At 58.6% G+C, this 21,920-nt stretch carries 22 protein-coding genes; 17 read left to right on the top strand and 5 right to left on the bottom strand.

What is annotated here, in order from left to right; genetic code table 11:
- The first annotated feature begins 10 nt into the window (after positions 1-10).
- The 3 genes from BLT08_RS20420 (at position 11) to BLT08_RS20430 (ending at position 4,299) form a co-directional block, all read left to right on the top strand.
- The gene (locus BLT08_RS20420; RefSeq protein ID WP_090311735.1) at positions 11-2,137 is read left to right on the top strand and encodes a PAS domain-containing sensor histidine kinase; all 2,127 of its coding nucleotides are present in this window, start codon (positions 11-13) and stop codon (positions 2,135-2,137) included.
- 149 nt (positions 2,138-2,286) lie between these two features.
- On the top strand, positions 2,287-3,084 hold the full coding sequence (locus tag BLT08_RS20425) for a protein sorting system archaetidylserine decarboxylase (RefSeq protein WP_090311737.1): 798 nt from the start codon (positions 2,287-2,289) through the stop codon (positions 3,082-3,084).
- A gap of 390 nt (positions 3,085-3,474) precedes the next feature.
- Positions 3,475-4,299: a hypothetical protein gene (locus tag BLT08_RS20430; protein ID WP_217636391.1), complete on the top strand. Its 825-nt coding sequence runs from the start codon at positions 3,475-3,477 to the stop codon at positions 4,297-4,299.
- 212 nt (positions 4,300-4,511) lie between these two features.
- On the opposite strand, the gene BLT08_RS20435 is transcribed toward BLT08_RS20430, so the two are convergent.
- Both BLT08_RS20435 and BLT08_RS20440 read right to left on the bottom strand, forming a co-directional pair.
- Positions 4,512-4,829: a hypothetical protein gene (locus BLT08_RS20435; RefSeq protein ID WP_090311741.1), complete on the bottom strand. Its 318-nt coding sequence runs from the start codon at positions 4,827-4,829 to the stop codon at positions 4,512-4,514.
- Complete coding sequence (locus BLT08_RS20440; RefSeq protein WP_090311743.1) at positions 4,830-5,210, bottom strand: MarR family transcriptional regulator; 381 nt, start codon at positions 5,208-5,210, stop codon at positions 4,830-4,832.
- A 186-nt stretch (positions 5,211-5,396) separates the two neighbouring features.
- On the opposite strand from BLT08_RS20440, the gene BLT08_RS20445 reads away from it, so the two are divergent.
- Both BLT08_RS20445 and BLT08_RS20450 read left to right on the top strand, forming a co-directional pair.
- Positions 5,397-6,323, top strand: a complete 927-nt coding sequence (locus BLT08_RS20445) for a MarR family transcriptional regulator (RefSeq protein WP_090311745.1) — start codon at positions 5,397-5,399, stop codon at positions 6,321-6,323.
- Positions 6,320-7,123 carry a DUF6036 family nucleotidyltransferase gene (locus BLT08_RS20450; protein ID WP_090311746.1) on the top strand — a complete coding sequence of 268 codons (804 nt, stop codon included), beginning with the start codon at positions 6,320-6,322 and terminating at the stop codon, positions 7,121-7,123. Before BLT08_RS20445 ends, BLT08_RS20450 begins: the two co-directional genes overlap by 4 nt.
- Before the next feature lie 14 nt (positions 7,124-7,137).
- Here the strand turns inward: BLT08_RS20450 and BLT08_RS20455 are convergent, their stop codons facing one another.
- Positions 7,138-7,296 (bottom strand): winged helix-turn-helix transcriptional regulator, encoded by a 159-nt coding sequence (locus BLT08_RS20455; RefSeq protein WP_090311749.1) that lies wholly within the window; start codon positions 7,294-7,296, stop codon positions 7,138-7,140.
- Positions 7,297-7,992: 696 nt separating this feature from the next.
- Here BLT08_RS20455 and BLT08_RS20460 point away from each other — a divergent pair.
- The 6 genes from BLT08_RS20460 (at position 7,993) to BLT08_RS22745 (ending at position 13,461) form a co-directional block, all read left to right on the top strand.
- On the top strand, positions 7,993-9,198 hold the full coding sequence (locus BLT08_RS20460; protein ID WP_090311751.1) for an alpha/beta hydrolase family protein: 1,206 nt from the start codon (positions 7,993-7,995) through the stop codon (positions 9,196-9,198).
- A gap of 633 nt (positions 9,199-9,831) precedes the next feature.
- Positions 9,832-10,308 carry a GNAT family N-acetyltransferase gene (locus BLT08_RS20475; RefSeq protein WP_090311757.1) on the top strand — a complete coding sequence of 159 codons (477 nt, stop codon included), beginning with the start codon at positions 9,832-9,834 and terminating at the stop codon, positions 10,306-10,308.
- A gap of 498 nt (positions 10,309-10,806) precedes the next feature.
- Positions 10,807-11,010 (top strand): hypothetical protein, encoded by a 204-nt coding sequence (locus tag BLT08_RS20480; protein WP_090311760.1) that lies wholly within the window; start codon positions 10,807-10,809, stop codon positions 11,008-11,010.
- Between the two features lies 1 nt (position 11,011).
- Entirely contained in the window at positions 11,012-11,875 is an 864-nt protein-coding gene (locus tag BLT08_RS22735) for a hypothetical protein (RefSeq protein WP_139171344.1), read from the top strand.
- A gap of 256 nt (positions 11,876-12,131) precedes the next feature.
- Positions 12,132-12,323: a hypothetical protein gene (locus BLT08_RS22740; protein WP_139171345.1), complete on the top strand. Its 192-nt coding sequence runs from the start codon at positions 12,132-12,134 to the stop codon at positions 12,321-12,323.
- Positions 12,324-12,459: 136 nt separating this feature from the next.
- On the top strand, positions 12,460-13,461 hold the full coding sequence (locus BLT08_RS22745; RefSeq protein WP_139171346.1) for a hypothetical protein: 1,002 nt from the start codon (positions 12,460-12,462) through the stop codon (positions 13,459-13,461).
- A 322-nt stretch (positions 13,462-13,783) separates the two neighbouring features.
- Here the strand turns inward: BLT08_RS22745 and BLT08_RS20490 are convergent, their stop codons facing one another.
- Positions 13,784-14,080: a helix-turn-helix domain-containing protein gene (locus BLT08_RS20490; protein WP_090311765.1), complete on the bottom strand. Its 297-nt coding sequence runs from the start codon at positions 14,078-14,080 to the stop codon at positions 13,784-13,786.
- A 416-nt stretch (positions 14,081-14,496) separates the two neighbouring features.
- Here BLT08_RS20490 and BLT08_RS20500 point away from each other — a divergent pair, with 416 nt between their 5' ends.
- From BLT08_RS20500 to BLT08_RS20515, 4 genes are all read left to right on the top strand, one after another.
- Positions 14,497-14,967: a hypothetical protein gene (locus tag BLT08_RS20500; protein ID WP_245724296.1), complete on the top strand. Its 471-nt coding sequence runs from the start codon at positions 14,497-14,499 to the stop codon at positions 14,965-14,967.
- The gene (locus BLT08_RS20505) at positions 14,964-15,344 is read left to right on the top strand and encodes a hypothetical protein (RefSeq protein WP_245724297.1); all 381 of its coding nucleotides are present in this window, start codon (positions 14,964-14,966) and stop codon (positions 15,342-15,344) included. Before BLT08_RS20500 ends, BLT08_RS20505 begins: the two co-directional genes overlap by 4 nt.
- A gap of 62 nt (positions 15,345-15,406) precedes the next feature.
- Positions 15,407-16,456 carry a DUF8008 family protein gene (locus tag BLT08_RS20510; RefSeq protein ID WP_090311769.1) on the top strand — a complete coding sequence of 350 codons (1,050 nt, stop codon included), beginning with the start codon at positions 15,407-15,409 and terminating at the stop codon, positions 16,454-16,456.
- A 277-nt stretch (positions 16,457-16,733) separates the two neighbouring features.
- A complete protein-coding gene (locus tag BLT08_RS20515; protein ID WP_090311770.1) occupies positions 16,734-16,922 on the top strand; it encodes a hypothetical protein in 189 nt (62 codons plus the stop codon).
- 23 nt (positions 16,923-16,945) lie between these two features.
- On the opposite strand, the gene BLT08_RS20520 is transcribed toward BLT08_RS20515, so the two are convergent.
- A complete protein-coding gene (locus BLT08_RS20520) occupies positions 16,946-17,896 on the bottom strand; it encodes a transcription initiation factor IIB (protein WP_090311772.1) in 951 nt (316 codons plus the stop codon).
- 811 nt (positions 17,897-18,707) lie between these two features.
- On the opposite strand from BLT08_RS20520, the gene BLT08_RS20525 reads away from it, so the two are divergent.
- A complete protein-coding gene (locus tag BLT08_RS20525) occupies positions 18,708-19,304 on the top strand; it encodes a DUF7344 domain-containing protein (RefSeq protein ID WP_090311774.1) in 597 nt (198 codons plus the stop codon).
- A 501-nt stretch (positions 19,305-19,805) separates the two neighbouring features.
- Entirely contained in the window at positions 19,806-21,656 is a 1,851-nt protein-coding gene (locus BLT08_RS20530; protein ID WP_139171347.1) for an asparagine synthetase B family protein, read from the top strand.
- Positions 21,657-21,920 lie beyond the last annotated feature (264 nt).

Below are 21,920 nucleotides of genomic sequence, written 5' to 3' on the forward strand. Positions count from 1 at the left end.
ACTACGCGCAATGGAATCCGGTCCGTCCTCGTCGTCCCCGTCCGAAGAGCCGGACCTCGACGAGCCGGCGAACGGCTTCGAGCTGGGATCGCTTCTCGCGGCGGCAGACATCGCGGGCTTTCGCGCCCGCTTGGACGGTACGATCGTCGACGTCACCGACGCGTTCGCGTCGCTGACCGGCTACAGTCGTTCGGATCTCCTCGGTACGTCGTTCTCTGACGTTGTGGCGGACGACGAACCGTCCCTCGAATCCCTCGTCGCCGGCGAGGATGGGCAGCCGATTTCTACGACCCTCTCGATTCGGACGAAAGCAGGGAGCGTCGACTCCCGAGTCGTCCACCTCGAGCACCTCGAGTCCGACGGGGAGGAGCCGCGGATCGCGGGTATCGTCGACGGCCGACCGGGCGCGACGGGGTCAGGGTCGGAGTCGGAATTGGAGTCGAAGTCGGAAGCGGGCTCGGAGTCGGAGTCGGAAGCGGGCTCGGAGTCGGCGGTAGGATCAGGATCGGATAGCGGACTCACGTACGGCCGAACGTTTCAGGCGCTCGCCGACGCGCTTCCCGACGGGATTATCGTTCTCGACACAACTAGCGAGATCCAGTACGCCAACCCCGCCATCGAGCGCATTCTCGGCCATTCGCCGGACGAACTCCTCGGTTCGAGCAAGGTCAACATCATTCCGCCGCGGCTTCGGCAGACACATCTCGACGCGCTGCAGCGATACCTCGAGACCGGTGAGCGAAATCTGAACTGGACCTACGTCGAACTGCCGGGCCAGCACAAAGCGGGCCACGAGGTGCCCCTCGGCGTCTCACTCAACGATTTCACGTACGACGGCGACCGCTACTTCGTGGGGCTGTTCCGGGATATCTCTCCGCGAAAGGAGGCCGAGGAGACGCTCACGGCCAAGGTCGCCCAACTCGAGTCGGTCGCCTACCTCGGACGGCACGCACTCGAGAACACGGATACCGAGGAGTTGGCCGACAAAGCGGCCGAGCTAGTCACGACGGCCCTCGACGTCGAGTGCTGTGGGGTGTTCGAGCGGACGCCGACCGCTCCCGAGCGCCGGTTTCGGGTCCGTTCACAGGTCGGCTGTGCGGACCCGCTCATCGACAGCGAAACGCGTCGCTCGAGCGAGAGCAGTTCGCTGGCGGCGGTAACTCTCGACGCGAGTGAGCCCGTAATCATCGAAGCGTTCGGGACGGACACACAGATCGCCGACACGACGGGACTGACTGAGGCCGGCGTCCGAAGCGGTATCGGCGTGACCATCGGGCCGCTGAACGATCCCTGGGGGATCCTCACCGTCTACGATACGGAGTCTCGGGAGTTCGCGGAGCACGACGTCGACTTCCTCGAGAGCGTCGCGACGATCATCGCGACGGCGATCGAACGCCAGTCCTACGAGCGCCGATTGAGCGACACCGTCGACGAACTCGAGGAGTCGAACGAACGGTTAGAGCAGTTCGCCTACGCCGCGTCGCACGATCTCCAGGAGCCGCTGCGGATGGTCTCGAGCTACCTCCAGTTGCTCGAGGGGCGCTACGCGGACGAGCTCGATTCGGACGCGGAGGAGTTCATCGACTACGCCGTCGACGGCGCCGAGCGAATGCGGTCGATGATCGACGGCCTGCTCGCGTACTCCCGCATCGACTCCCAGGGGGACCCGTTCGAGCCCGTGGAGTTGGACGCGCTGCTCGAGGACGTCCTGACGGACCTGCAGGTGATGATCGAGCAACAGGACGCCGAGATTACCGCGGAGTCGCTGCCGGAGGTACACGGCGACGCGAATCAGCTTCGACAGCTGTTCCAGAACCTGCTGTCGAACGCGATCGAGTATTCGGGCGACGAGCCGCCGCGGGTTCGGATCGAGGCCGAGCGAACCGGCGACGTCTGGACGCTGTCGGTGCACGACGAGGGGATCGGGATCGATCCCGACGACTCCGAACGGATCTTCCAAGTGTTCCAGCGGCTACACAGCCGCCAGGAGTACGACGGCATGGGGATCGGGCTCGCGCTCTGTCGGCGCATCGTCGAGCGCCACGGCGGCGAGATCTGGGTCGAGTCCGAGGCCGGGGAAGGGGCGACGTTTTCGTTTACGCTGCCGCGCCACCGGCCGGCCGAGGGGCTTCGATAGGGGTCGGTTCGTTTGGAGTGCGTGCGCGAGTTTTCCGTCGCGCATCACCGTCTTTTGCCGTCACAATCCGCGTTGCGCTCCGTCTCGCGTCTCTCACGCCGCTGCAGTCCACCGTAACGGCCATACGAATCGGTCACGTGGGTTGGCCCATGAACTTCGCGCCGGGAGCCTGGAAGTACGCGATTCTCCCGTTGCTCGCCGCGCCGTTCGCGTTCGTCTTCAGCGTGACGGCGAGTATTTTTGCACTCGCGCTCGGTGCCGGAACGCTCGCGTTCTTCCGCGATCCGGAACGAACGCCGCCGCCGACGGGCGTGGTCTCGCCGGCCGACGGAAACGTCTCCGTGCTCCGCGAGGAGGGCGACCGCGTGCGGCTGGGGGTCTTCATGAACGTCTGGCACGTCCACGTCGTCCGCGCGCCGTTCGCCGCGTCGGTGACCGACGTCGAGCACGTCTCCGGGGCGAACCGGCCCGCCTTCTCGAAGGACTCGGATCGGAACGAGCGCGTGCACGTGCGGTGTGAAACCGAGTCGTCGAACCTGCCGGCCTCTGAGTCGTCTGAGGGAATGGGGAATGAGAGTGGTGACGACGATTCGGTCGCCGATGACCCGCACGCGAAAGCCGACCAGCCGCCGAGCAACGCCGAGGTGACGCTGATCGCCGGCGCGTTCGCCCGTCGGATTCACCCCTACGCCGAGCGCGGCGACGAACTCGAGCGGGGCGACCGAATCGGGCATATCGCCTTCGGCAGTCGGGTGGACCTCCTGTTTCCGCCCGGGGTGGCACTCGAGGATATCGACGTCGAAATCGGGGACGCGATGACGGCCGGGGAGACGGTGGTGCTCGAGGCCGAGACGCCGGTCGGCGGGGAGATCGATTTCGGGGCGGCGTCGGATGTCGATCTCGACCGTGGCGACCTTGGTGGTGAGGGCGACGACCCAAACGTATAGCACAACCGTTACTTCTCTGTCAGACTCGACGATGATCCGAGAGTCGCCATCAGTGACCGTCCGGACGAGGTTCGCGAACAGTTTGTGTCTGCATCTGTCCAGAGTCGTGCTGTAAAACGCGATAGAAAAGCCACGCTGACGTTCGTGAGGACGAAACCGTGAGTACCTAAAGCGGAACTGTGCCAATCGGCTCAGTCGTAGAGACAGTCGTCGGTCTCGGCAAACAGTAGAGAGTAGTCGCTGAACGCCACTGCACAACTGCCGTGCGATCAGGTGTGCAGTGAGTTTGATTTACTATCCAACATGATATTTCATGATGAAGGAAATGTGCCTGGTACAATTTGAATACAATCTCATAGAATTATATACGCTGCCCCGATTATTAACTGTATGAGACGTAGAGGGGTGCTTACTGCAGGAGGGGCCTCGTTGGTGGCGGGGCTTGCTGGTTGTACCGGAGGTATGGACGATAGTAGTGAGGACGATACGGCGAATGACGATACAGCGAGTAGCAGTGGTCCCGATGGAGACCGGTCGGATGCCGATACACTACTCACAATCAGAGAGATCTCAGATCTCTACGAACTCCCATTCGATGCCACTGTCGTCGGTGAATTCAATGGTGACGGGAGCACTGTGACTGATAGTTTTGCGCTCGAGTCGGGTCCCACGATACTCGCCTACGAGTTCGGAAGCGATACCGCACCCTTCTCAGTTGATCTCAATCGAACGGATGGCGATACGCTGTACAGCCACCCGGGTATTATCAGTAGAATGGGCGACAGTGCCCCCGAGTTTTCGACTGGTTCTCCGATGGCCATGGCTGATGCTCGGGACTACGTCTTAGATATCGATGCAGATACTGACTGGAGTATACACGTCGCTCAACCTCGTGCACCTGCTGCAGAGATTCGAACGATGCCAGTTTCGACATCGGGTGCGGGCCGAGCAGTTGTCGGACCAATCGACGTTGCTGATCGCATACGAGTTACCGGTGAGTTCAATCCTGCGGGCGACCTGGACTTCCTCACGGCTGTCGCCTTTCCCGAGGGCAATACAGACGACCCCGCATATGCCACACCCATACTTTCACAAAGCGGCGATACTGGGTCTGAAATTGACGGCGAGCCGATCATCTTCGAGGGACTCACATGGGGAACCGCATGGGTATCAATCGGTGCGTTGGGAGACTGGTCCCTCGAATTTGAAGCGTAAGCTCGAGTTCACCTCACACGCTGATTCTCAGCTTCGAACTGACCGGCCTCCGATTTCGCGTGTTCTTCCGAGAGGCGAGTTAGTTCCTCCACATTTCGAGTCCGATTCCGGTGATCGGGCGCTCGAGGACTGTCGATGGACTCGAGGACGAGTCGAACGCCTGATCGCTCGTCCGATGTGTGCGCTCGGGTGTGTTTTCGGGGGAGGTGTTTTTACTCGCAGATGTACCGCATCGTTTGATCGGTGACGGTCTCGATCAGCTCGGTGGTGACGCGAGCGACAGCCCGATCCACGTCGGTGGCCTGTAGCGAGACGACGGCCCACGGAGACACGAACGAGTCGCGATTGAGGGTTCCAGTTTCGAACGCACCGGAGAGGGGAACGCTCTCGGCGTACTCTTTCGTCGTAATTCCGAGCGCGATGTACTGGTCCCCGGGAAACGGATGGGTCTCATCGCTGATGAGCAGATACGGCCGACGCGGCGTGTTGCCAAACGGGTCCGTTGCAACGACGACGCCGCGCTCGTGCATTTACCGCTCCTCCGACGACTCGTCGTCCGCCGCTTGCTCATCGAGATCGGGGAGGTCGTCGTCCCAGTCCGGATTCTGATCATAGTAGTCGCCTTCGAACTGTTCGGCGACGGTCTGGAGACCGATGACGCTCGCCGTGTGGGCGTCGTAGGCCTCCGGGTTGATCGCCCAATACTGGCCCTTGTGACGAACGAGTCCGCGACTCTCGAGTCGGCTCAGCGTGGTTCCGACGCTCCCGCGCGGGATCTCGAGTTCCTCCGTGAGTTCACCGGCCCGGTAGCCCGTTTCGGGGTGGGTCGCGAGGAATTCGAGGATCTGACGCACGTTCGTGTTCTCGTCGGGGAGATCGGTCGGCCGGTAGTTCTCGTAATCGACGGGCATGTGTAACTGATTTTGTTGGGTAAGTTACATTAGCCACTGGAAGTCAGTGCACACCCGATCGTACGACGGCTATGCGATCGGTGTGTAAACAGTTCCAGTTGTTACTATAGCAGCGCCGACCCGTACCCGCTGTCTGTAACATTAATCGCAACTTGTTAATATACGAGTTTCGTACTATGTTACACAATGCTTCGACGCATCGAACTCGAGGTCCTCGCTACCGTCGAACGCGGTGACACGATCTCCGAGCTCGCGACGAAGCTCGACCATAGCGAGAGCTATCTCTCCCGGGCTGTCGCGGACCTCGTCGAGAAAGACCTCGTCTACACGGAACGCGACGGTCGCCGAAAACGGGTCGTTCCCTCCGGTAGCCGGGCCGTCGAAGTCTACCAAGACCTCGTCCGCCAGCACTCCCACATCGACTTCCCTGAGCTGTTGACCGGCAAGGCCCTCGAGGTACTCTACTATCTCGATCAGCCGCGAACCGTCTCCGAAATCGCCGACCAAAGCGAAAACTACCGTAACACGGTCAACCGAGTTTTAAAACGGCTTCGCGATCGTGGTCTCGTCGGCACGGACGACAGCCGATACGACTTCAACGCCGACTTCGACCGACTCAATGAATTCGCACGCGAATTGACGCACCATCTTCACCGACAGCGTCTCGAAGCGGTCGCCCCGAATGGCACGATTCTCTGGGAGGGTCACGATGAATTTCTCGCGCAGACAGCGACGGAGGTCGACGCGGAGAGCTTCCACGAAACCGGCCTCGCTCGGTTTGCGGCGTTCGACCTCCAGTTTCTGTTGACCCGCCACCGCTACTATCTCTACTCCGAGGACGTCGCGGGAATCTCGCCGGCGGAACTCTGCTGTCACACGCTGCTGATTGACAACGACACCCGCCACCGCTCGTACTGTCTCCTGTTGCTCATCCACGTCGATATCGACGAGAACGACCTTCGAGAGCGAGCGGTGAAATACGGCCTCGAAGACGACACCGACGCCCTGCTCCGGTACCTCGAGACACACGGAGCGGTCGACGACGACCAGCTCCCGGAGTGGGACGATTTCCAGGAGCTGGCGGCTGACTACGAGGTGCCACTACCCAAATGAGACCAACATTCGGCCGCGAATACATCGAGAACGAGTTCCAGCGAATCGCAGATGGGCTGTCTGACCCGCTCACGGTTTACCTGATCGGTGGCGGCGCGATGTCGCTGCGCGACCTCAAGGGGGCGACAAAGGATATTGACCTCGTCGTCGCGGACGCCGACGCGTACAGCCAGCTGTGGGCCGTCCTCATGGACCTCGGATATTCGGAGGTGCAATCGCTGGAAGCCGATTACCGGGCGCTGGGTGCGACCAGCTGCGTCGAGAACGACGATGGCTGTCGCCTCGACATCTTCAATCAACAGGTCGCGAACAAACTCGTGCTGACCGAGGGGATGCGCGACCGGAGCGAGCCGTTCCTCGCGACGGATCGGTTGCGGGTTCGGCTGGTCAGCAACGTGGATATCTTCCTTTTTAAGCTGATCGCAGGTCGCGACGACGATATCGAGGACATGACTATGCTCGTACAGGCTGGCCTCGAATACGACGTCGTCCGAGAGGAACTCGAAGCGCAGATCGACCGGCTCGGCGACGACCAGTTTGCCACCTTCGCCAACGAGGCGCTGATCGAACTCGACGAGCGATACGGGGTGACCACACCAATCGAGGACCGCATCCAAGAGCTGACGAACCGATACTACCGCGGGCTCGAAGTCCTCCAGGCACTCCATGAACCGATGACCGTCGACGAACTGGGTGCCGATCTTGGACTAGACATCGATGACGTCCGGGACAGGGTCGCGTATCTCGTCGAATTCGACCGGGTACGCCAAGAAGGCGACACAGTCAGTCCGGTAGAGTAGCCCGGTCTCCACCGCTACGCAGACGGACGGCGACCATCTTGGCGGGGAAGTTCGGTCGCCGTTTCAGTCGGCTCGTACTCGACGTGCGGGGGACTCTCGTCGTCGGATCGACGCTCGAGGCTGTCGGCGTCGGCGAGTTCGGACAGCCGCTGGGAGAGCACCGTCGGCGTGATTCGATACGAGCCTCGAGTATCAAGCTCACTTCTGGTCGTTCAGCATACGAGACGCAACTCAAAACGCTGCTCGAGTGGATTCGAAATACCGGCAAACACCGCCTCAGAACCCCGTTAACGGCCAATAAGCTTACTTTCCACCGGTCGAGTAACCCAACCGACGGGGGGAAGGGGTACTGTCGTTGCCGACAGGGTCCGTTCGACGTGAGACATCGACCCCACCGTCACCGATCGGGATCGGTTCACCGTCACCAGCCACCGACGGTTGATTTCCGATCGGCCCGTCCGGTTGGCATACCACCACCGGATGGGGGGCTTCGACGTCGGTTCAGTACCGACGTTTTCTGAGGGAGTTGATTCGATCAGTGTTGTCTAAATCAGCAGACGGATGGCGAGGTTCCCTCCAAGAGGGAGACAAGCCAGTCAATCCGCGCTGGTTGCGTCACTCGCCGTGGGTGTGGTCTGGGGACTGTGGCACGCACCGCTCGTTCTTGTTGATGACCTCCGTTGTCAGCAATCCCGTTCGGCAGGTACATGGCCTTGCTCGTCGGATTCCACTCCTGACCGGTTGGGTGCCGTGCTGAGTGAACTGCCGGAGTGTGACCCACGAGCGTGTAGCCATCTCGAGGGTGGTGGTCGTCTGTCTCGGTCCGCAGCAGGTAGCGGATTTATTATTTTCGTCGTCGTCCGAGAGCTATGTCGGTCGCTCAGTTTGATGACGAGTTCGAGGCCCAGTTCGAGCGGGCGCTGGCGAAGACGGTTTACGGCTGTGCGGAGATCGGCGAGTGTCTTGCCACAGCCGACCGGATCACGGACGGCGAGTACGACAGCTGGTATCACGAGTGGTTCGAGACAGCCGAATCAGTCGAGACCGCTGCCCAGGACTCACTCGATGGCGATCACCGGGTGAGCGCACGGCAGGCGTTTCTCCGCGCGGCGGAGTACTACCGCTCGGCGTACTTCTTCCACAGACACGACCTCGACGATCCACAGTTGCTCGAGGCCTGGCGTCGACAGCGCGAATGTTTTCGAGATGCGACCTCCCTGTTCGACCGCTACTGCGAGATCGTTGACATTCCGTTCGAGGGGACGACCCTCGACGGTTACTTTTTCGCGCCGAACGCATCGGGGCAGGTCCGACCGACCGTAATCGGCTTTCCTGGCTACGACTCTCCCGTCGAGGAGTCGTATCCGATGCTGGCGGCACCCGCAATCGCCCGCGGCTACAACTGCCTGCTGTTCGAGGGGCCGGGACAGGGTGGAACCCTCTACGAGAAGCGTCTGTTCTTTCGTCCGGACTACGAGACCGTGCTTCGTCCGGTCGTCAACTACGCCGCCAGACGGACGGACGTCGACTCCTCCCGTCTCGCACTGGTCGGCCGAAGCTTCGGCGGCTACCTCGCGCCCCGAGCGGCCACGGGCGACCATCGACTCGCCGCGCTCGTCGCCGACCCCGGCATATCCGACCTCGGGTCACTCGTGTTGAATCTGGTCCCCGACGAGCTTCGGGAAGCCGTCCTCGAGGGCGACGCCGACGCCGATGCGACGCTCGACAAACGCCTCGAGGATCCACACTCCCTCGAGTACTTCGGCTCCCGGATGGCCGCCCACGGCGTCGACTCGCTCGGCGAGTACGTCCGCGAACTCCAGCAGTACACGCTCGAGGATCGAGTCGACGCGATCCGGTGTCCGACGCTCGTTACCGACAACGAATCGGACCGTCTCGCGAGCCAGTCTCGAGATCTCGCATCGTCGCTCTCGGCACCGACGACGTACCTCGAGTTCACCGACGCGGAAGGGGCCGGCGGTCACTGTGAGGGGATGGGACAGTCAGTGTTCCACCAGCGAACGTTCGACTGGCTGGACGAGACGCTCGAGCGGTCGAACGCTGGAGCAACGTGACAAAAAGCAGGTGAGAACGCCCTCGCCGCGTGAAACAACTATTTGTCCAGGCGCGGAACGTCGCCGACGCTAGTAGGATTCAGAACCACATCGATCCGACGACCACACACCTCATTTCGATGCTCGCTCAGGAGTGTCGGATTGTTGACCTCGAGGAGCAATTATGGGGCTGTGGATATCGGACGGCCCTCAATAACCAGCATTGTCGAGTCTACTGAGGAGGGTGAATAGAACCTCAAGCAGCTGTGGCTAAGGCCAAGGTCCCAAACTAACCGCCCCGCTTCTGCAGTTCCAGTCGAAGCACTCGAAACGCACTCTTGCGGTGCGCGCGAAAATTTGGAGGTGCGAGAGGTTATGAGTGAAGTCGCAGCCAAACAGGAGCGTCATGCGCCACCCACAAGATGACTTGTTGATCGTCTATGCACTGTCACTGCTCGCTCAAGAGCACACGGAACGAAGAACGAAGATCTGCTTTATTGAAAATGAGGTGCGGCGTCGGGATAGGGGTGTATATCAGGGGGAAACGGGCCTCTTTCATCGGTACAGTGTGAGGACTGTGCTGACTGGTGGTTTGCCAGCCAGGACGTAGCATCAGAGCCGTTATCTTCTTGAAGGGAGAACCGTCGTCTTGGTATGGGTGAACAGTTAGCAATCCGTCGCTACGAACCACGTGACAAGAACGACGTTTGGCGGGTTCACGAGCGTGCGTTTCGGGCGACGCTTCCGCAGTTTTTCCCCGCCATGAATCGCGACCTGCGGAACGTTCCGGACGCGTACCTCGCCGATGGTGACTTTCTGGTTGGCGAGGTCGAAGACGAAATCGCCGCTATCGGCGGATTTGTGCCCGTGAACGAGCGGACGGTCGAACTCAAGAGTCTCCGTATCTGTCCCGATCACTGGCGACGCGGCTACGGGCGGGCGCTGATTGCTGCCCTTGAGGATCGGATGCGCGAACAGGTCTATGAACGGGTCGTGTTGTACACGAGCGAGGATTTAGCGGCGTCCCAGTCACTGTACCGAAACGAGGGCTACCGAGAGACGAGTCGGAAATGGCACGCAGAAATCGACATGGAGATGGTCCACTTCGAAAAACTGCTCTGCAACGGATAATCGTCAGTATCACCCATGCGAACGCCCCTCGTCGAGAACGTTCTTCAAAAACGGGGAGTCCTGCCGGGTTTCGAAGTGGTCTCTCGTTTGTGATGGGTTCCATGACTGACGTCATGGACTTCTTGCTTCGGCGACTGGTTTGCACCCGAAGGCACAGTGGTCCTACTGCTCTACTGAAAATGCGGTACGGACGTACGATCATAGCGTCTTAGCGAGTTTCTTGCTGTTGGTGAGCGCAACCAGTTGAACGATCTCACGGATCTCGCCGTCGTCTTCCATTTTCAATAGCGCAAGAAGATTAGGCTTGGAATCTTGCGACTGAGCCAAAAAATTACAACGCCCACCCCCACCTCCGTACGCAGATCTCCAGTTGAAGCACATGAAAATGGGGTAGTAAAATATTGTAGAAATTAGACAGACGAGATACCTGTTATCAACTGAGCTAACCTGATCAGTGAGAACAAGGTTTATCTGCTCATCGTGAATTTAAAACCGGTAATGGCTGACGCCGCCGAAGTCGTATCGCTGTTATTCTCGATAATTATTGCAGTTACTGTTGTTGTATTATTCCATGAGGCGACCCAAGGTGGCGACATAAGTGGAATGGTCCAAGTCATCTCGGAATTAGCGGTGCCCTTTGTTCTGATCTTATTATTTGTATTCATGGCTGTGGCTTTGATAAATTCAGCAAAGGAGCTATAACATGCTGAAGGGGGATAATAGAACACAGTTGTTCTCAGGCGATAAGGAAGACCTGAGGTTTCTGCTTAGACTACAACAAGAGAGATATCATCATATACAAAAGCTATCTCAAGGATTATTCGGGATATGTATTGCAGTTCTTGCAATTGCAGTAACAGTCTATACAGCAATAGGTGATGAAATCATAGGGCTTCCTGACGATCCAGACGCCTATATCGAAGTTGCTTCAAACACTTTTGTTGGAAGTTTGACCATCCAATGGACGATAGGAATGAATTATCTTATTGCTGGAACACTCCTTCTTTTGGCTTTCACTTCAGTCTCAACTGCTATATCAAAGTATATCGGAATATTCACAGACGATGACTTCACTAATGAGATTTGGTTTAAAAGAGAACCAGTATTAGGACCGAATCCTGTTCAACTATCATTCCAAGAAGAAAGTGGACGAATACCATTTTCCAAAGCTTTAGAGACCTCTATTTACGAAAATCAAGAGCGTTTAGACATTATATATTCCGAATATATAGCAGCGACATTAAGAGCATTTCTATTCGGTCTACTACTATTTATGTCTGGAATGATATTTTATTGGAGTTCCAACATTGAGGTATATCAATTATTACTAATAAATGTCTCAGTTGCAATACCTAGTACAATGATGAGTACGACACTTTCTCAATTGATAATAAATGATGAATCAAAGGCTGAAACCAGCTTAGTCGAAGAGATTCTTAGAAAGGATGACAAATGGAATTCTGTTGAGAGCCATTATTTTGAAAATGTCTTGTTCACGGTGATGTCTGTGCTTATGTACCTTGTTACAATAGCTTGGGTAATATCCGTAATAACCACCGTTACCTAACGAAAATAAGGTTAAATTCCAGCGAAGACCTCTCCGGAGAGACCACTGACGGTCAGTAGGTGTAATCCACGCTGCTCGGATGGTCCACCGCTGCCCCTAAGGGGGCAGGGTAATTGCGCGGCGTGCAGAGCGCGCGCCGCGCTCGCGAAAAATTTGACCGGCAGATATCGGATGGCACACATCGTCTACAGCACTGATCTACCGGGATGGGACCCCGATAACCGTACTTGTCGGATATGCCTACGAGGTTTTATCAGTGAAGACGGAACCAAACATGATCGTCATGCGCCACCCACAGGACGATTTGCTGATCATCTACGCGCTAGTACTGCTCGCTCAGGACCATAAAACAACCCAGAGAGAAGAAGAAGCCCTGAATCTCGCGGCTGAAATCGCGGATCAACATGGACTGACAGTCACGGACGCGACCGCCCACCTCGAACTATAATCGCAGATCAACTCGGACTCACGGTTTGCGAGAAAATTCACCAATCTATATAAAACTTAATATTTCATAATATATTCTTAGCAGACAGATCTGCTATATCCCAAAGCTAAAGATCACATGCTATAGTCATGTGACAATGAGCGAAATTGATCAGGATCGGTCATCTAAGACGGTAACACTCCCAGCTGCTCTTCGGTTGGGATGGAATTTAATGCGACTAAGAATGGCTGGTAGATACGATTTTACAGCGTTAGGCATACATAATTGCTATGACAGTATTATCGAAACACTTGACGAGACTGGTTTTGATTCTAAAATACGGTCTGATGTGGAATATCAAATGGAATTTATGACGAATGTGAAGGGAGGGCTATTTGAAGACGAGGCAAAAAAACTGAAAGAAATAGAGATGTCTGATGATGAGACATCTGATGAAGAGGGGATCCCTGATGATGAGACATCTGATGAAGAGGGGATCCCTGATGATGAGACATCTGATGAAGAGGGGATCCCTGATGATGAGACATCTGATGAAGAGGGGATCCCTGATGATGAGACATCTGATGAAGAGGGGATGGAATACCAGCGGATTAAAAAACAGCCTCGACAAGCAACGGAATTTGAGAAGGAGAAAGCGGTTACTCTTTCGGTAACCTGGCAGCGGATATTAACTGAAGAATTGTCTGAAGAAGTGCGTATTACTTTACAGCATCGTGGCGCTATTGATTCAGAAAGAGTAATGAATGATCCTGCTACGCTTTTTCAGGATGAACTGTGGGGGGCTTTGCCAGAAAAATCAAAATCTGATTTGACTGAATCTATCAATGCACTTTGTTTCGGTCTACCGACCTGCTCTGTATTGCTTTCATTAAGAACAGTTGAGCGTCATCTGCAGGAATGGTACCGAGACGAAACCGGTAGAACGATCGACGACCGAACATTTGGCCAAACTTTATCTGAGCTGGATGACCAGTTCGAGAAAGATGATCGTCCATTAATTCTGTCACACCTAGAATATTTAAAAGACCGCCGAAATCAAGTAGCCCATCCTGAGCTAGTTCCGAACGAAAGAGAAGCAGAAAGTACTCTAATAATGGTTCGTGAGACTCTATTCGAGATACAATCTCAACTAGAATAAGATCTGATTGAGGATTATTTGACACTGATACGTTTTAGTATACAGCCTTAGTTACCCTAATCTTCTCCCTTCATCCTCTCTCCTGGGGGTTGTACGTAGAACAGATCTATTTTCCCTATATGAACACGAAATCGGATTTTCTGTGTTCATCTCCTTTTTGATTGCTGTTATCATAGCTAATTCAACCGCCTTAGCTATCATTCGATCTTTTGATTGTTAGCACCAACAGTCTACAAATAGGGAATAACAGGCTAATGTTCACGAGTCCGCTCTGGCGGTTTAGATTGGTTATGTAATCTCCAAACTGGTTAACGACAAATCGCTACGAATCGTCGGTTGCAATTTCCAGTTCGCTGGCGTCGAACTCCTCGTCGAGATATGCTCCACCCTCATCAGTAAGCGTATAGAGGCCGGTAACGATCTGCTCGAGCAATCCGTATCGAGCCAGTTGCTTACACCTGCGGCTGGCGTGGCTACTGGAGGGACCGCCGAACTCCTCGACTGCCGCCGGGGTGAGATTCCCGTGTTCACGGAAGATCTCGAGGATTCGGTCGTCGACGGGCTGCATCCACTCCGCAGGTTGTCGAACCACGTTTTCGGTATTGCTGACTGTGCTCATATGCCCTCCGATGTGCCATAAACACTCAGTATTTCCCATCTCAAGATCATAGATACAGTACCCCAACTCAGAGATAGTGAGTAACTTATTTAATGCCAACCTGTGATGGGTTGTCTGGAAGCCGGTCCATTGGGGACTCACCGCAAAGTGCCCAACGTGTTGGAGCACGTCGGACGCGGCTTCCGATCCCCTCTAGGGATTCTAGAAGCCATGCGACAAGATAGCCTCCGAGCCCATAACTGTAGGGTTCACGAGCCAGATGCATCGGATGACAACTACGTAGGTAGTGACCACGACGAACCAACTCGCTACGCGATCAATCCGGACGACGAAGCCGTCGCACTCCCACTTCTCAGCGACACCGCGCTCGTCGTCAGCGAGGACGCCATTCTCGAGTCCCGCGGAGGACCCCGCCGATGACCGACTCGAGGTACGTCGTCCCCACGGGCCGGGGCTACCTCGGCACGCACGCCGTCAGCACCGGCCGGACGGTCACGCTCTCGACCGCCGTGCTCGGCGACCGGGACTGGACCGACCGGGCTCGAGTCCACGCCATCGCCCACGCGGACGGCGTCGCACTCGTCCCCGCGGCCGAGTCGACGGAGCCGATCGCCGCCTACGTGCTGTGCACCCGCCACGACGCGGCTCGGATCGCCGTCGGATCGGCTGCCGTGGCCGAACTCGGGCTCGAGCCCGGCGATTCGGTCCGCGTCTACGATCTCGCGGTGATCGACGACCGCCCCGGCCTGTTGCTCGTCGACGCGGCGGACGATCCGTGTCTCGAGGCCGACGGCGACGCAGGAGTCGACGATGAACGCGACGCGGAGGCCGACGGTGAACGCGACGCGGAGGCCGACGGTGAACGCGACGCGGGGGCCGAGCCGTGAGCGATGATTCCGACGATTCCGAGCCGTTCCGTCACGCTGACTCCCCGCCCGTCCCCGAGACGATGACCACCGAGTGGTTCATCGATCACCTCGAGGAACTCGACGCGCACGTCGCGCGGCTTCTCGATTCCATCCCCGACACGGAGGCGTTCGACGACGAGACGCGCGCCCGGACCAGGCGTCGGCTGCGGGAGATCCGCGCCCAAATCAACCCACTGCTGGTCGTGCTCCACTCTCGCGTCGATACTGACGACGGTCACTCCCGCGCGACCACCAACGACAGTCACTCCTGCGCGGCCACCGACGAACGCCGCCCGCACACTGATTCCGACGACCGAGGCTCTCATACCGAGTCCGACGATCCGCCGCCCGAGTGACGACTCGGACACCTCCCGACGCCCCCGCATCGTCGTGCAACCACCCACACCATTCGACACCGATGCCATCACCGACAGCAGCCGAGACCGACGAACCGACACCCAACCAGCCCGCACAGTCCGACCGACGCGACGAGTTCGACCACCTCCGCGAGCGTCTCGAGACCCTCGAGACCCGCCTCGAGCGCAAGGACGACCGGATCGAGGACCTCGAGCGGGACCGCGACCGACTCGAAGGGATCGTCGACCAGCTCGACCATCGGGTCGCGGAGCTCGAAGCCGAAACCGAACGACTCGAGGCCGATACCGAGCAACTCGAGCGCGACACCGATCGCCTGGATTCCGAAACCGATCGACTCGAGACCGAAACGACGCGCCTCGATAGCGTCACCGACGCGGCGCTGAACAAGGCCGGCGCGAACAAGGAGCGGATCGCGGAACTGCAGTCCCGCGAACTCGAGAAAGGGGCCCACCTCCGGACCGAACATGTCGACGAGCACGCCGTCACCGTCCCGGAGGGCCGCCTCGAGCGAATCGAGAAGGACGACGGTGCGGCCTACTACCGACTGCCAGAGCACGCCGACCCGCTCGAGCGCGGCGGCGACGTCTCGCTCGCCTACGGCGACCTGCTCCCGATCCAGCAACTCGCCCGGATGGACGACCAGCGCCGCCGAAGTGCGGCGAACGCCCTGCCCACCAGATTGGCCGCGAAACTCTGGCAGGCCCGAACCGACCCGAGCGTCGGCGACGATCCGTGGGAACGCGGCTGTAAGGACGTCGTCGAGTTCGTCACCGCGAGCGATCTGAAACACTGGATCCGCCGCACCGAACCCGGCATCAGCGAGAGCTACGCGAAGAAATTGGTCTCGCGAACGATCGATTCCCTCCTGGATCTCTCGAAGAACCGGCTCGCGGTCCGCCGAAAGACCGAACGCAAGAACGGCCTCGAGTACACCGAACGACGGGTGATCCTCCCGGCGGACGCCTCGATCCCTGGTGAGGCGGGACGTGACGAGGCGACCGACTCGACCCACCAGACCGAGTCGACGAGCCAAACCGAGAACGAGACGCCCGACTCGAGCGACCCGGAGACAGCTGACGTCCACGGGTAGACCCGTCCACGGGGCCGGAACCGGCCCTCGAGACCCACCATCCACGCTCCACTGCAGCTACGCGCGGCTGCTCGCATCACGGCGGTAGCCGCGGGTCCACCGCTCGAGCGGTCCTCGGCGGTCACGTCGGAGACGCCGACCCGATGCCGTCCGGAGACAACAGCTGTCCACGGAGCCGCTCGAGCAGTGAGTAGTCGGATGCAGTTCCGATCCCGCTTACCACTGTCTTGCGATCCCCTACCGCAGTTATTTCCGCCTGGCGAGCGTCCCGTCAGCTATGTATCGTGCAATCCTCCCCGAAGGGCAGATCGACTGCGATCGATACGAACACACCGACAACGGCATCGAACTCTACGACGAGGACGACGCGTTCATCGCGTTCGTGCCGTACGCGAACCTCCACGCGGTGGCGGATCAAGACCTCTATACGAACAGGAGAGGGGATGAAGAGCGGTCGATCATGTAACTAGCCGTCTCGATAGCACGCAGTTAGGCCGGCTGCTGATCGATCGCCTCGAGCTGTTCTCGGTACCGATTCCGAACCGTCACCACGGTCGTCTGTGCGGTGTCGGCGACGGCTCGCTGCGGGATCGTCTCGTCGCAGAGCAGGCCGGCCGCGTAGATCGCCGCCGCGGCGAACCCGGTCGGGGACTTCCCGGAGTGCAGTCCCTGCTCGGTCGTCGTGTCGATGATCTCGACGGCCTTCGTCTCGACGTCCTTCCCGACGTCGAGTTCGGAGCAAAAGCGAGGGACGAACTGACGCGGGTTCGTGGGCTCGAGGTTGATATCGAGCTCGTCCGCGATGTACCGATAGGTCCGACCAATCTCTCGTTGATCGACGCGTGAAACCGAGGTTACCTCCTCGAGGCTGCGCGGAATATCCTCCTTCCGACACGCCGTGTAGAGGGCGCTGGTCGCGACGCCTTCGATCGAACGGCCGCGGATGAGATCCTGATCGAGCGCCTGTCGGTAGATGACGCTCGCGGTCTCCTTGACGGGTCGCGGAACGCCGAGCGCGCTGACCATGCGGTCGATCTCCGAGAGCGCGTACTTGAGGTTGCGTTCGCCGGCGTTTTTCGTCCTGATTCGCTCCTGCCAGACGCGGAGTCGATGGAGTTGGCCGTGCTTGTCGGCCGACATCGAGTGTCCGTTCGCGTCCTTGTTGCGCCAGTCGATCGTCGTCGTCAGCCCGCGGTCGTGCATCGACTGGGTCAGCGGCGCGCCGACGCGGGAGAGTTCGTCGTGTTCCTGAGCGTTGAACGCCCGCCACTCGGGACCGTAGTCGATCGGATCTTCGGTGAGGACGAGACCACACTCTTCACAGACTCGTTCGCCGCGGTCCGGGTCGTGGATGATCGTATCGGTTTCGCAGTCAGGACACAGCCCGGGCTCCGTTTTCGTTGATTCTGTCTCCGTGTGATCGATAATGGACCGCGTCATCAGTAGCGGAAAGAGCCGTGCCGGCACTGTAAGGGGTTCACATGGTTTCGCGAGAAACGCCGACTTACCGCTTCGATCGCCGACTGACGACGAATATTCGCCCAGCCGTCACTGTACGGGGGTTTCCGAGAGCTGCGAGTGACTATCACGCGGTGGGAGTCGCGTCGAGCGGAGCAGTATCAACACGATATCGCCGTCTCCGATCGAGTCGGTCTACGAACCGTGTCGGATATCTGTCTCATCAGTCAGTTACTGGCAACCAGCAGCCGGAACCGGTTTCGTTCTTCTGTGTGCAGTGTGGACACGAGACGGGAAATACGCCAATTGGTCCGACGGAGAGCCGTCGTAAATCACGCGTTCACTGCGTAAATTCGAGTTTCCCGTGCGAACTGTCGCTCGACTTTATGTCGCTACGAGCAAACGTTCCGAACCAGTGTCGTGTCGCACCTTTGCCCCTCGACCCGGAGACGCGTTTCGTTGCCCTCGACGCTTTCGCACGTACGCGAAAGATACTCGACCACAATCGATCGATACCGTTCGTACCGATCCGCCGCCTGGATCGATCGCCGAGGTCTCGATTCGATGCGGTGTTGGCAACCCCGGGAAGCCTCTCCGTACCCGCTTTGCAGCCGGTGCGAAACGTGGCCGTCCTTAAGAGTGTCAGTATTGGTGTACAACTTGGTGTGTCAATCGTGATTGCGATTTGCCGATCAAACAGACAGCGGAACCCGTCGACCCGACAGTATGGTAGACGTTTCTCCTCCAACGGATGGGGCTGGACCGGCCGTTCAGTGCCTGGAGGTCGAGACTAATGTCGTCGATCGATACCTCGCTTCCGGACGAGATTGCGTCGGTCGCCGACTCAGACGAGGAGCAACGGCTCTCGAAAGACGTTATTTTCGAGCTCCTGAAAAACCGCCGGCGTCGAGAAGTCCTCGCGTACTTGCTCGAATCCGACGAAACGGTCACGCTCGGTGAACTCGCCGAGCAGATCGCCGCCTGGGAGAACGACACGGAGGTCAACGCACTCAGTTCGGACCAGCGTAAGCGAGTATACGTTGCCCTTTACCAGACGCATCTTCCGAAGATGGACGATGCCGGGATCGTCGAGTACGATCAGGACCGCGGTCTGATCTCGCTCGCGGACAACGCCGATCTGTTGATGATGTATCTCGATACGGATACGCATCGACAGGATCGATGGGACCGATGGTACGCGACGCTCAGCGTCGTGGGTGCGGCACTCGTTACCGGTGCCTTCCTCGGTGTCCCGCCGCTATCGTCGATTCCGACGCTCGGACTCGCCGGCGTCGTCGTCGTCGCGTTCTTCCTCCTCTCGGTCGCCCACGTCGTGACCAACCGACAGCTAGAGCGCAACGTCGACGGCAAACTCTCGCGAATCGAGTAACTGTACTGTCGGATTTGTGCCGACGTTTTCGGGATACTAACCGTCCCTCCGGCGACAGCCACATCGACGGCTGGCAACGTTCGTGCGGTGTGGCTCTTCTCCGCGCGTTCACTGCGCTCGCGTACGTCTACTGCTCCCACACGCACACGTCTCCCGCACGTCTGGTCTTCCACCGCCCGTTCTCCGGGCTCCGCTCGTCCGTTGTCTCGAGTCGGTCGACTCGAGGGAGCTGGCCCGTTGGGACTCTCACGATCGGTGGGACCGTCGGCGAACCTCCTGTCGAACACGCTCTTCTCCCTACCGTCTGTCGGGAGAAAACACCGTTAGCGTCGGCTTCCGGCAGCGGTCGTCTCGGCGACGGATTCCCTTTTCGGCGGCGGTTCTCTCGCCCGTAAGCACGTCTTTCGATCGGTCCGTTTACCGAGTCAAACGGACCGGTTGCTCGGCGTCAATCCGTGGATTCGAGCGCTACTGATCATAAACCGTAACATTACAATATACGTGTCTTTCCTCGATGCGTTCATGGTCGGTATCTCCGCTCGCACGCGACAGTCGACGGCTGACGAATCGTTTTCCGACTCGCTCGAACCGCTGTGTCACGACGAACGGTACCGCGCCGAGACGCTTCTCGAAACGGATGCGTACACCGCCGGAACGACGACGTATCCCGAGTATCCGACGCAGGTAGTCGAAACCGAAGCGCTGTGGGTGTACCTCGAAGGACGCATTTACGATAGCGAGAGCCAGTCGCTGAGATCGGAGCTGCTCGAGGTCGGTGAACGCGTGCTGGCGGACGACGGCTCGAGCGAGTATCTCCGCAACTGGGTACGCGAGACCGACGGGGAGTTCCTGCTCGTCGCCTACGACAAACGGAGCGAGCGAATCGGTCTCTGCAACGACCTGCTCGGACGGCTTCCGGTCTACTACTACCACGACGACGACGCGCTCCTCTTCTCTCGAGAACTTCGCTACATCATCGAGGCGCTCGACGATACCGAGTTCGACCCCGTCGGTGTCGCACAGTCTCTCCTCTTCGGGTATTCGCTCGGCGAGCGGACGCTCATGCGACGAGTGACCCGGCTGCGACCGGGAACCCATCTCACGTTCGATCCGGACGAGGGCGTGGTTACGCGGACTGCGCTGCACCGGCTCGATTTCGAACAGCAGACGGCTGCTGATCGGAGTCGGACCCGTAACGCGGCCGAACTCGCGGACCGATTCGAGACGGCGTGTGAGAACAGATCCGGATACGGAGACGGCGACATAATCTCGCTGAGCGGCGGACTCGATTCCCGATCCGTTCTGGCAGGGTATCACGCGACGGAGACGCCCGCGACCGCGGCGACGATGGATTCGGAGACGTACGTCGCCGACTCGGACGTCGAGATCGCCGAAAAACTCGCCCGCACGTTCGATATCGAGTGGAATCGCTATCAGATCGAGCCGCCGAAAGGCGGAGATCTGGACATGCTCATCAAGTCGAAGACCGGTCAGATCGGGCTTCTCACGTCGTTCATTCTCGATTTCTTCCGCAAGCTGCGTTCGGACCACGGCGCGGGAATCACGTACGTGACCGGCGACGGCGGGGATAAGGCGCTCCCCGATCTGACGCCCACGCGCCCGCTCGCGACCGAGTCCCAACTCGTCGAGTACGTCATTGAGGAGAACTCCTTTCTGGATCTCGAGGAGGTCGCGCGGCTGACGGGCGTCTCGGCCGAGGAGATCCGACGGAGCGTCCGCGACCGAATCCGGACGTACCCAGAGCAAGACTTCGCGTCGCAGTACGTCCACTTCCTCGTCTACGAACGCGGCGTGAACTTCCTGTTCGAGGGCGAGGACCGCAACCGGCTCTTCTTCTGGAGTACGTCCCCGTTCTACTCGCTCGACTTTTTCCGCTACGCGATGAGCTGTCCGGCCGATCAGAAGGCGCGATACGGCCTCTATCGCGAGTTCCTCGAGCAGCTCTCGCCGGCGGCGGCGGAGCACGTCCATCCCGACTACCGGGCTCCCGTCGCATCGACTCGCCACGCGGTCGCGGCCCACGTCGACGACCTGCTGTCCCGGTATCCGCGGCTATTCGAGACGGTGTTGCCGATTATCCGGTCGGTCAACGGGCTCGAGAAGGGATCGACCGTCGACCCCGATACGATCGGCTGCATCCGAAATCAGGTCGAGCAGTGTAACGCGGTCGACGACGTCCTCTCGGCCGACGACGTGCAGGCGTTCCTCGATGCCGCCGCCGAACACGAGCGGACGTCGATCTACAGGGTCTTCGCGATCACGTCCGTCGTCGACGATATTCACTCCTCGCGGAGCGTCCTCGAGTCACACCAGGAGACGACCTTCGGCTAGCGATTTTGGGTGTGAGACCCAGTTGGCGAAACGATCCTCCACGACGCGAGACCGCTGACCACTTCGTTCCAGGACGGTGGCGGCTCGGTATGTCCGTTGACCGATAGCGGTATCGCTGGTTCGAAGCAGATTCTACGCGACTCAATAAAAGAACTACCACTCTGTTAGCAAATTGAATGGAATTTCATACACTATTTAATGAAAATCACGATTTCTTGTACATAATTGAGCGAGAAAGTTTATGGTACAATAGTATCGTTCTCC

It is taken from the genome of Natronorubrum texcoconense (assembly GCF_900100335.1).
GTDB lineage: Archaea > Halobacteriota > Halobacteria > Halobacteriales > Natrialbaceae > Natronorubrum > Natronorubrum texcoconense.

What these genes read in the sequence shown, in the direction of transcription:
- BLT08_RS20440 (WP_090311743.1), bottom strand. Translation starts at nt 5,210, where the DNA reads ATGCCCGTCGATTACGAGAACTACCGGCCGACCGATCTCCCCGACGAG.
- BLT08_RS22745 (WP_139171346.1), top strand. Translation starts at nt 12,460, where the DNA reads ATGAGCGAAATTGATCAGGATCGGTCATCTAAGACGGTAACACTCCCA.
- BLT08_RS20425 (WP_090311737.1), top strand. Translation starts at nt 2,287, where the DNA reads ATGAACTTCGCGCCGGGAGCCTGGAAGTACGCGATTCTCCCGTTGCTC.
- BLT08_RS20435 (WP_090311741.1), bottom strand. Translation starts at nt 4,829, where the DNA reads ATGCACGAGCGCGGCGTCGTCGTTGCAACGGACCCGTTTGGCAACACG.
- BLT08_RS20475 (WP_090311757.1), top strand. Translation starts at nt 9,832, where the DNA reads ATGGGTGAACAGTTAGCAATCCGTCGCTACGAACCACGTGACAAGAAC.
- BLT08_RS20490 (WP_090311765.1), bottom strand. Translation starts at nt 14,080, where the DNA reads ATGAGCACAGTCAGCAATACCGAAAACGTGGTTCGACAACCTGCGGAG.
- BLT08_RS20430 (WP_217636391.1), top strand. Translation starts at nt 3,475, where the DNA reads ATGAGACGTAGAGGGGTGCTTACTGCAGGAGGGGCCTCGTTGGTGGCG.
- BLT08_RS20420 (WP_090311735.1), top strand. Translation starts at nt 11, where the DNA reads ATGGAATCCGGTCCGTCCTCGTCGTCCCCGTCCGAAGAGCCGGACCTC.
- BLT08_RS20445 (WP_090311745.1), top strand. Translation starts at nt 5,397, where the DNA reads ATGCTTCGACGCATCGAACTCGAGGTCCTCGCTACCGTCGAACGCGGT.
- BLT08_RS20515 (WP_090311770.1), top strand. Translation starts at nt 16,734, where the DNA reads ATGTATCGTGCAATCCTCCCCGAAGGGCAGATCGACTGCGATCGATAC.
- BLT08_RS20520 (WP_090311772.1), bottom strand. Translation starts at nt 17,896, where the DNA reads ATGACGCGGTCCATTATCGATCACACGGAGACAGAATCAACGAAAACG.
- BLT08_RS20510 (WP_090311769.1), top strand. Translation starts at nt 15,407, where the DNA reads ATGCCATCACCGACAGCAGCCGAGACCGACGAACCGACACCCAACCAG.
- BLT08_RS20460 (WP_090311751.1), top strand. Translation starts at nt 7,993, where the DNA reads ATGTCGGTCGCTCAGTTTGATGACGAGTTCGAGGCCCAGTTCGAGCGG.
- BLT08_RS20525 (WP_090311774.1), top strand. Translation starts at nt 18,708, where the DNA reads ATGTCGTCGATCGATACCTCGCTTCCGGACGAGATTGCGTCGGTCGCC.
- BLT08_RS22735 (WP_139171344.1), top strand. Translation starts at nt 11,012, where the DNA reads ATGCTGAAGGGGGATAATAGAACACAGTTGTTCTCAGGCGATAAGGAA.
- BLT08_RS20500 (WP_245724296.1), top strand. Translation starts at nt 14,497, where the DNA reads ATGACCGACTCGAGGTACGTCGTCCCCACGGGCCGGGGCTACCTCGGC.
- BLT08_RS20450 (WP_090311746.1), top strand. Translation starts at nt 6,320, where the DNA reads ATGAGACCAACATTCGGCCGCGAATACATCGAGAACGAGTTCCAGCGA.
- BLT08_RS20480 (WP_090311760.1), top strand. Translation starts at nt 10,807, where the DNA reads ATGGCTGACGCCGCCGAAGTCGTATCGCTGTTATTCTCGATAATTATT.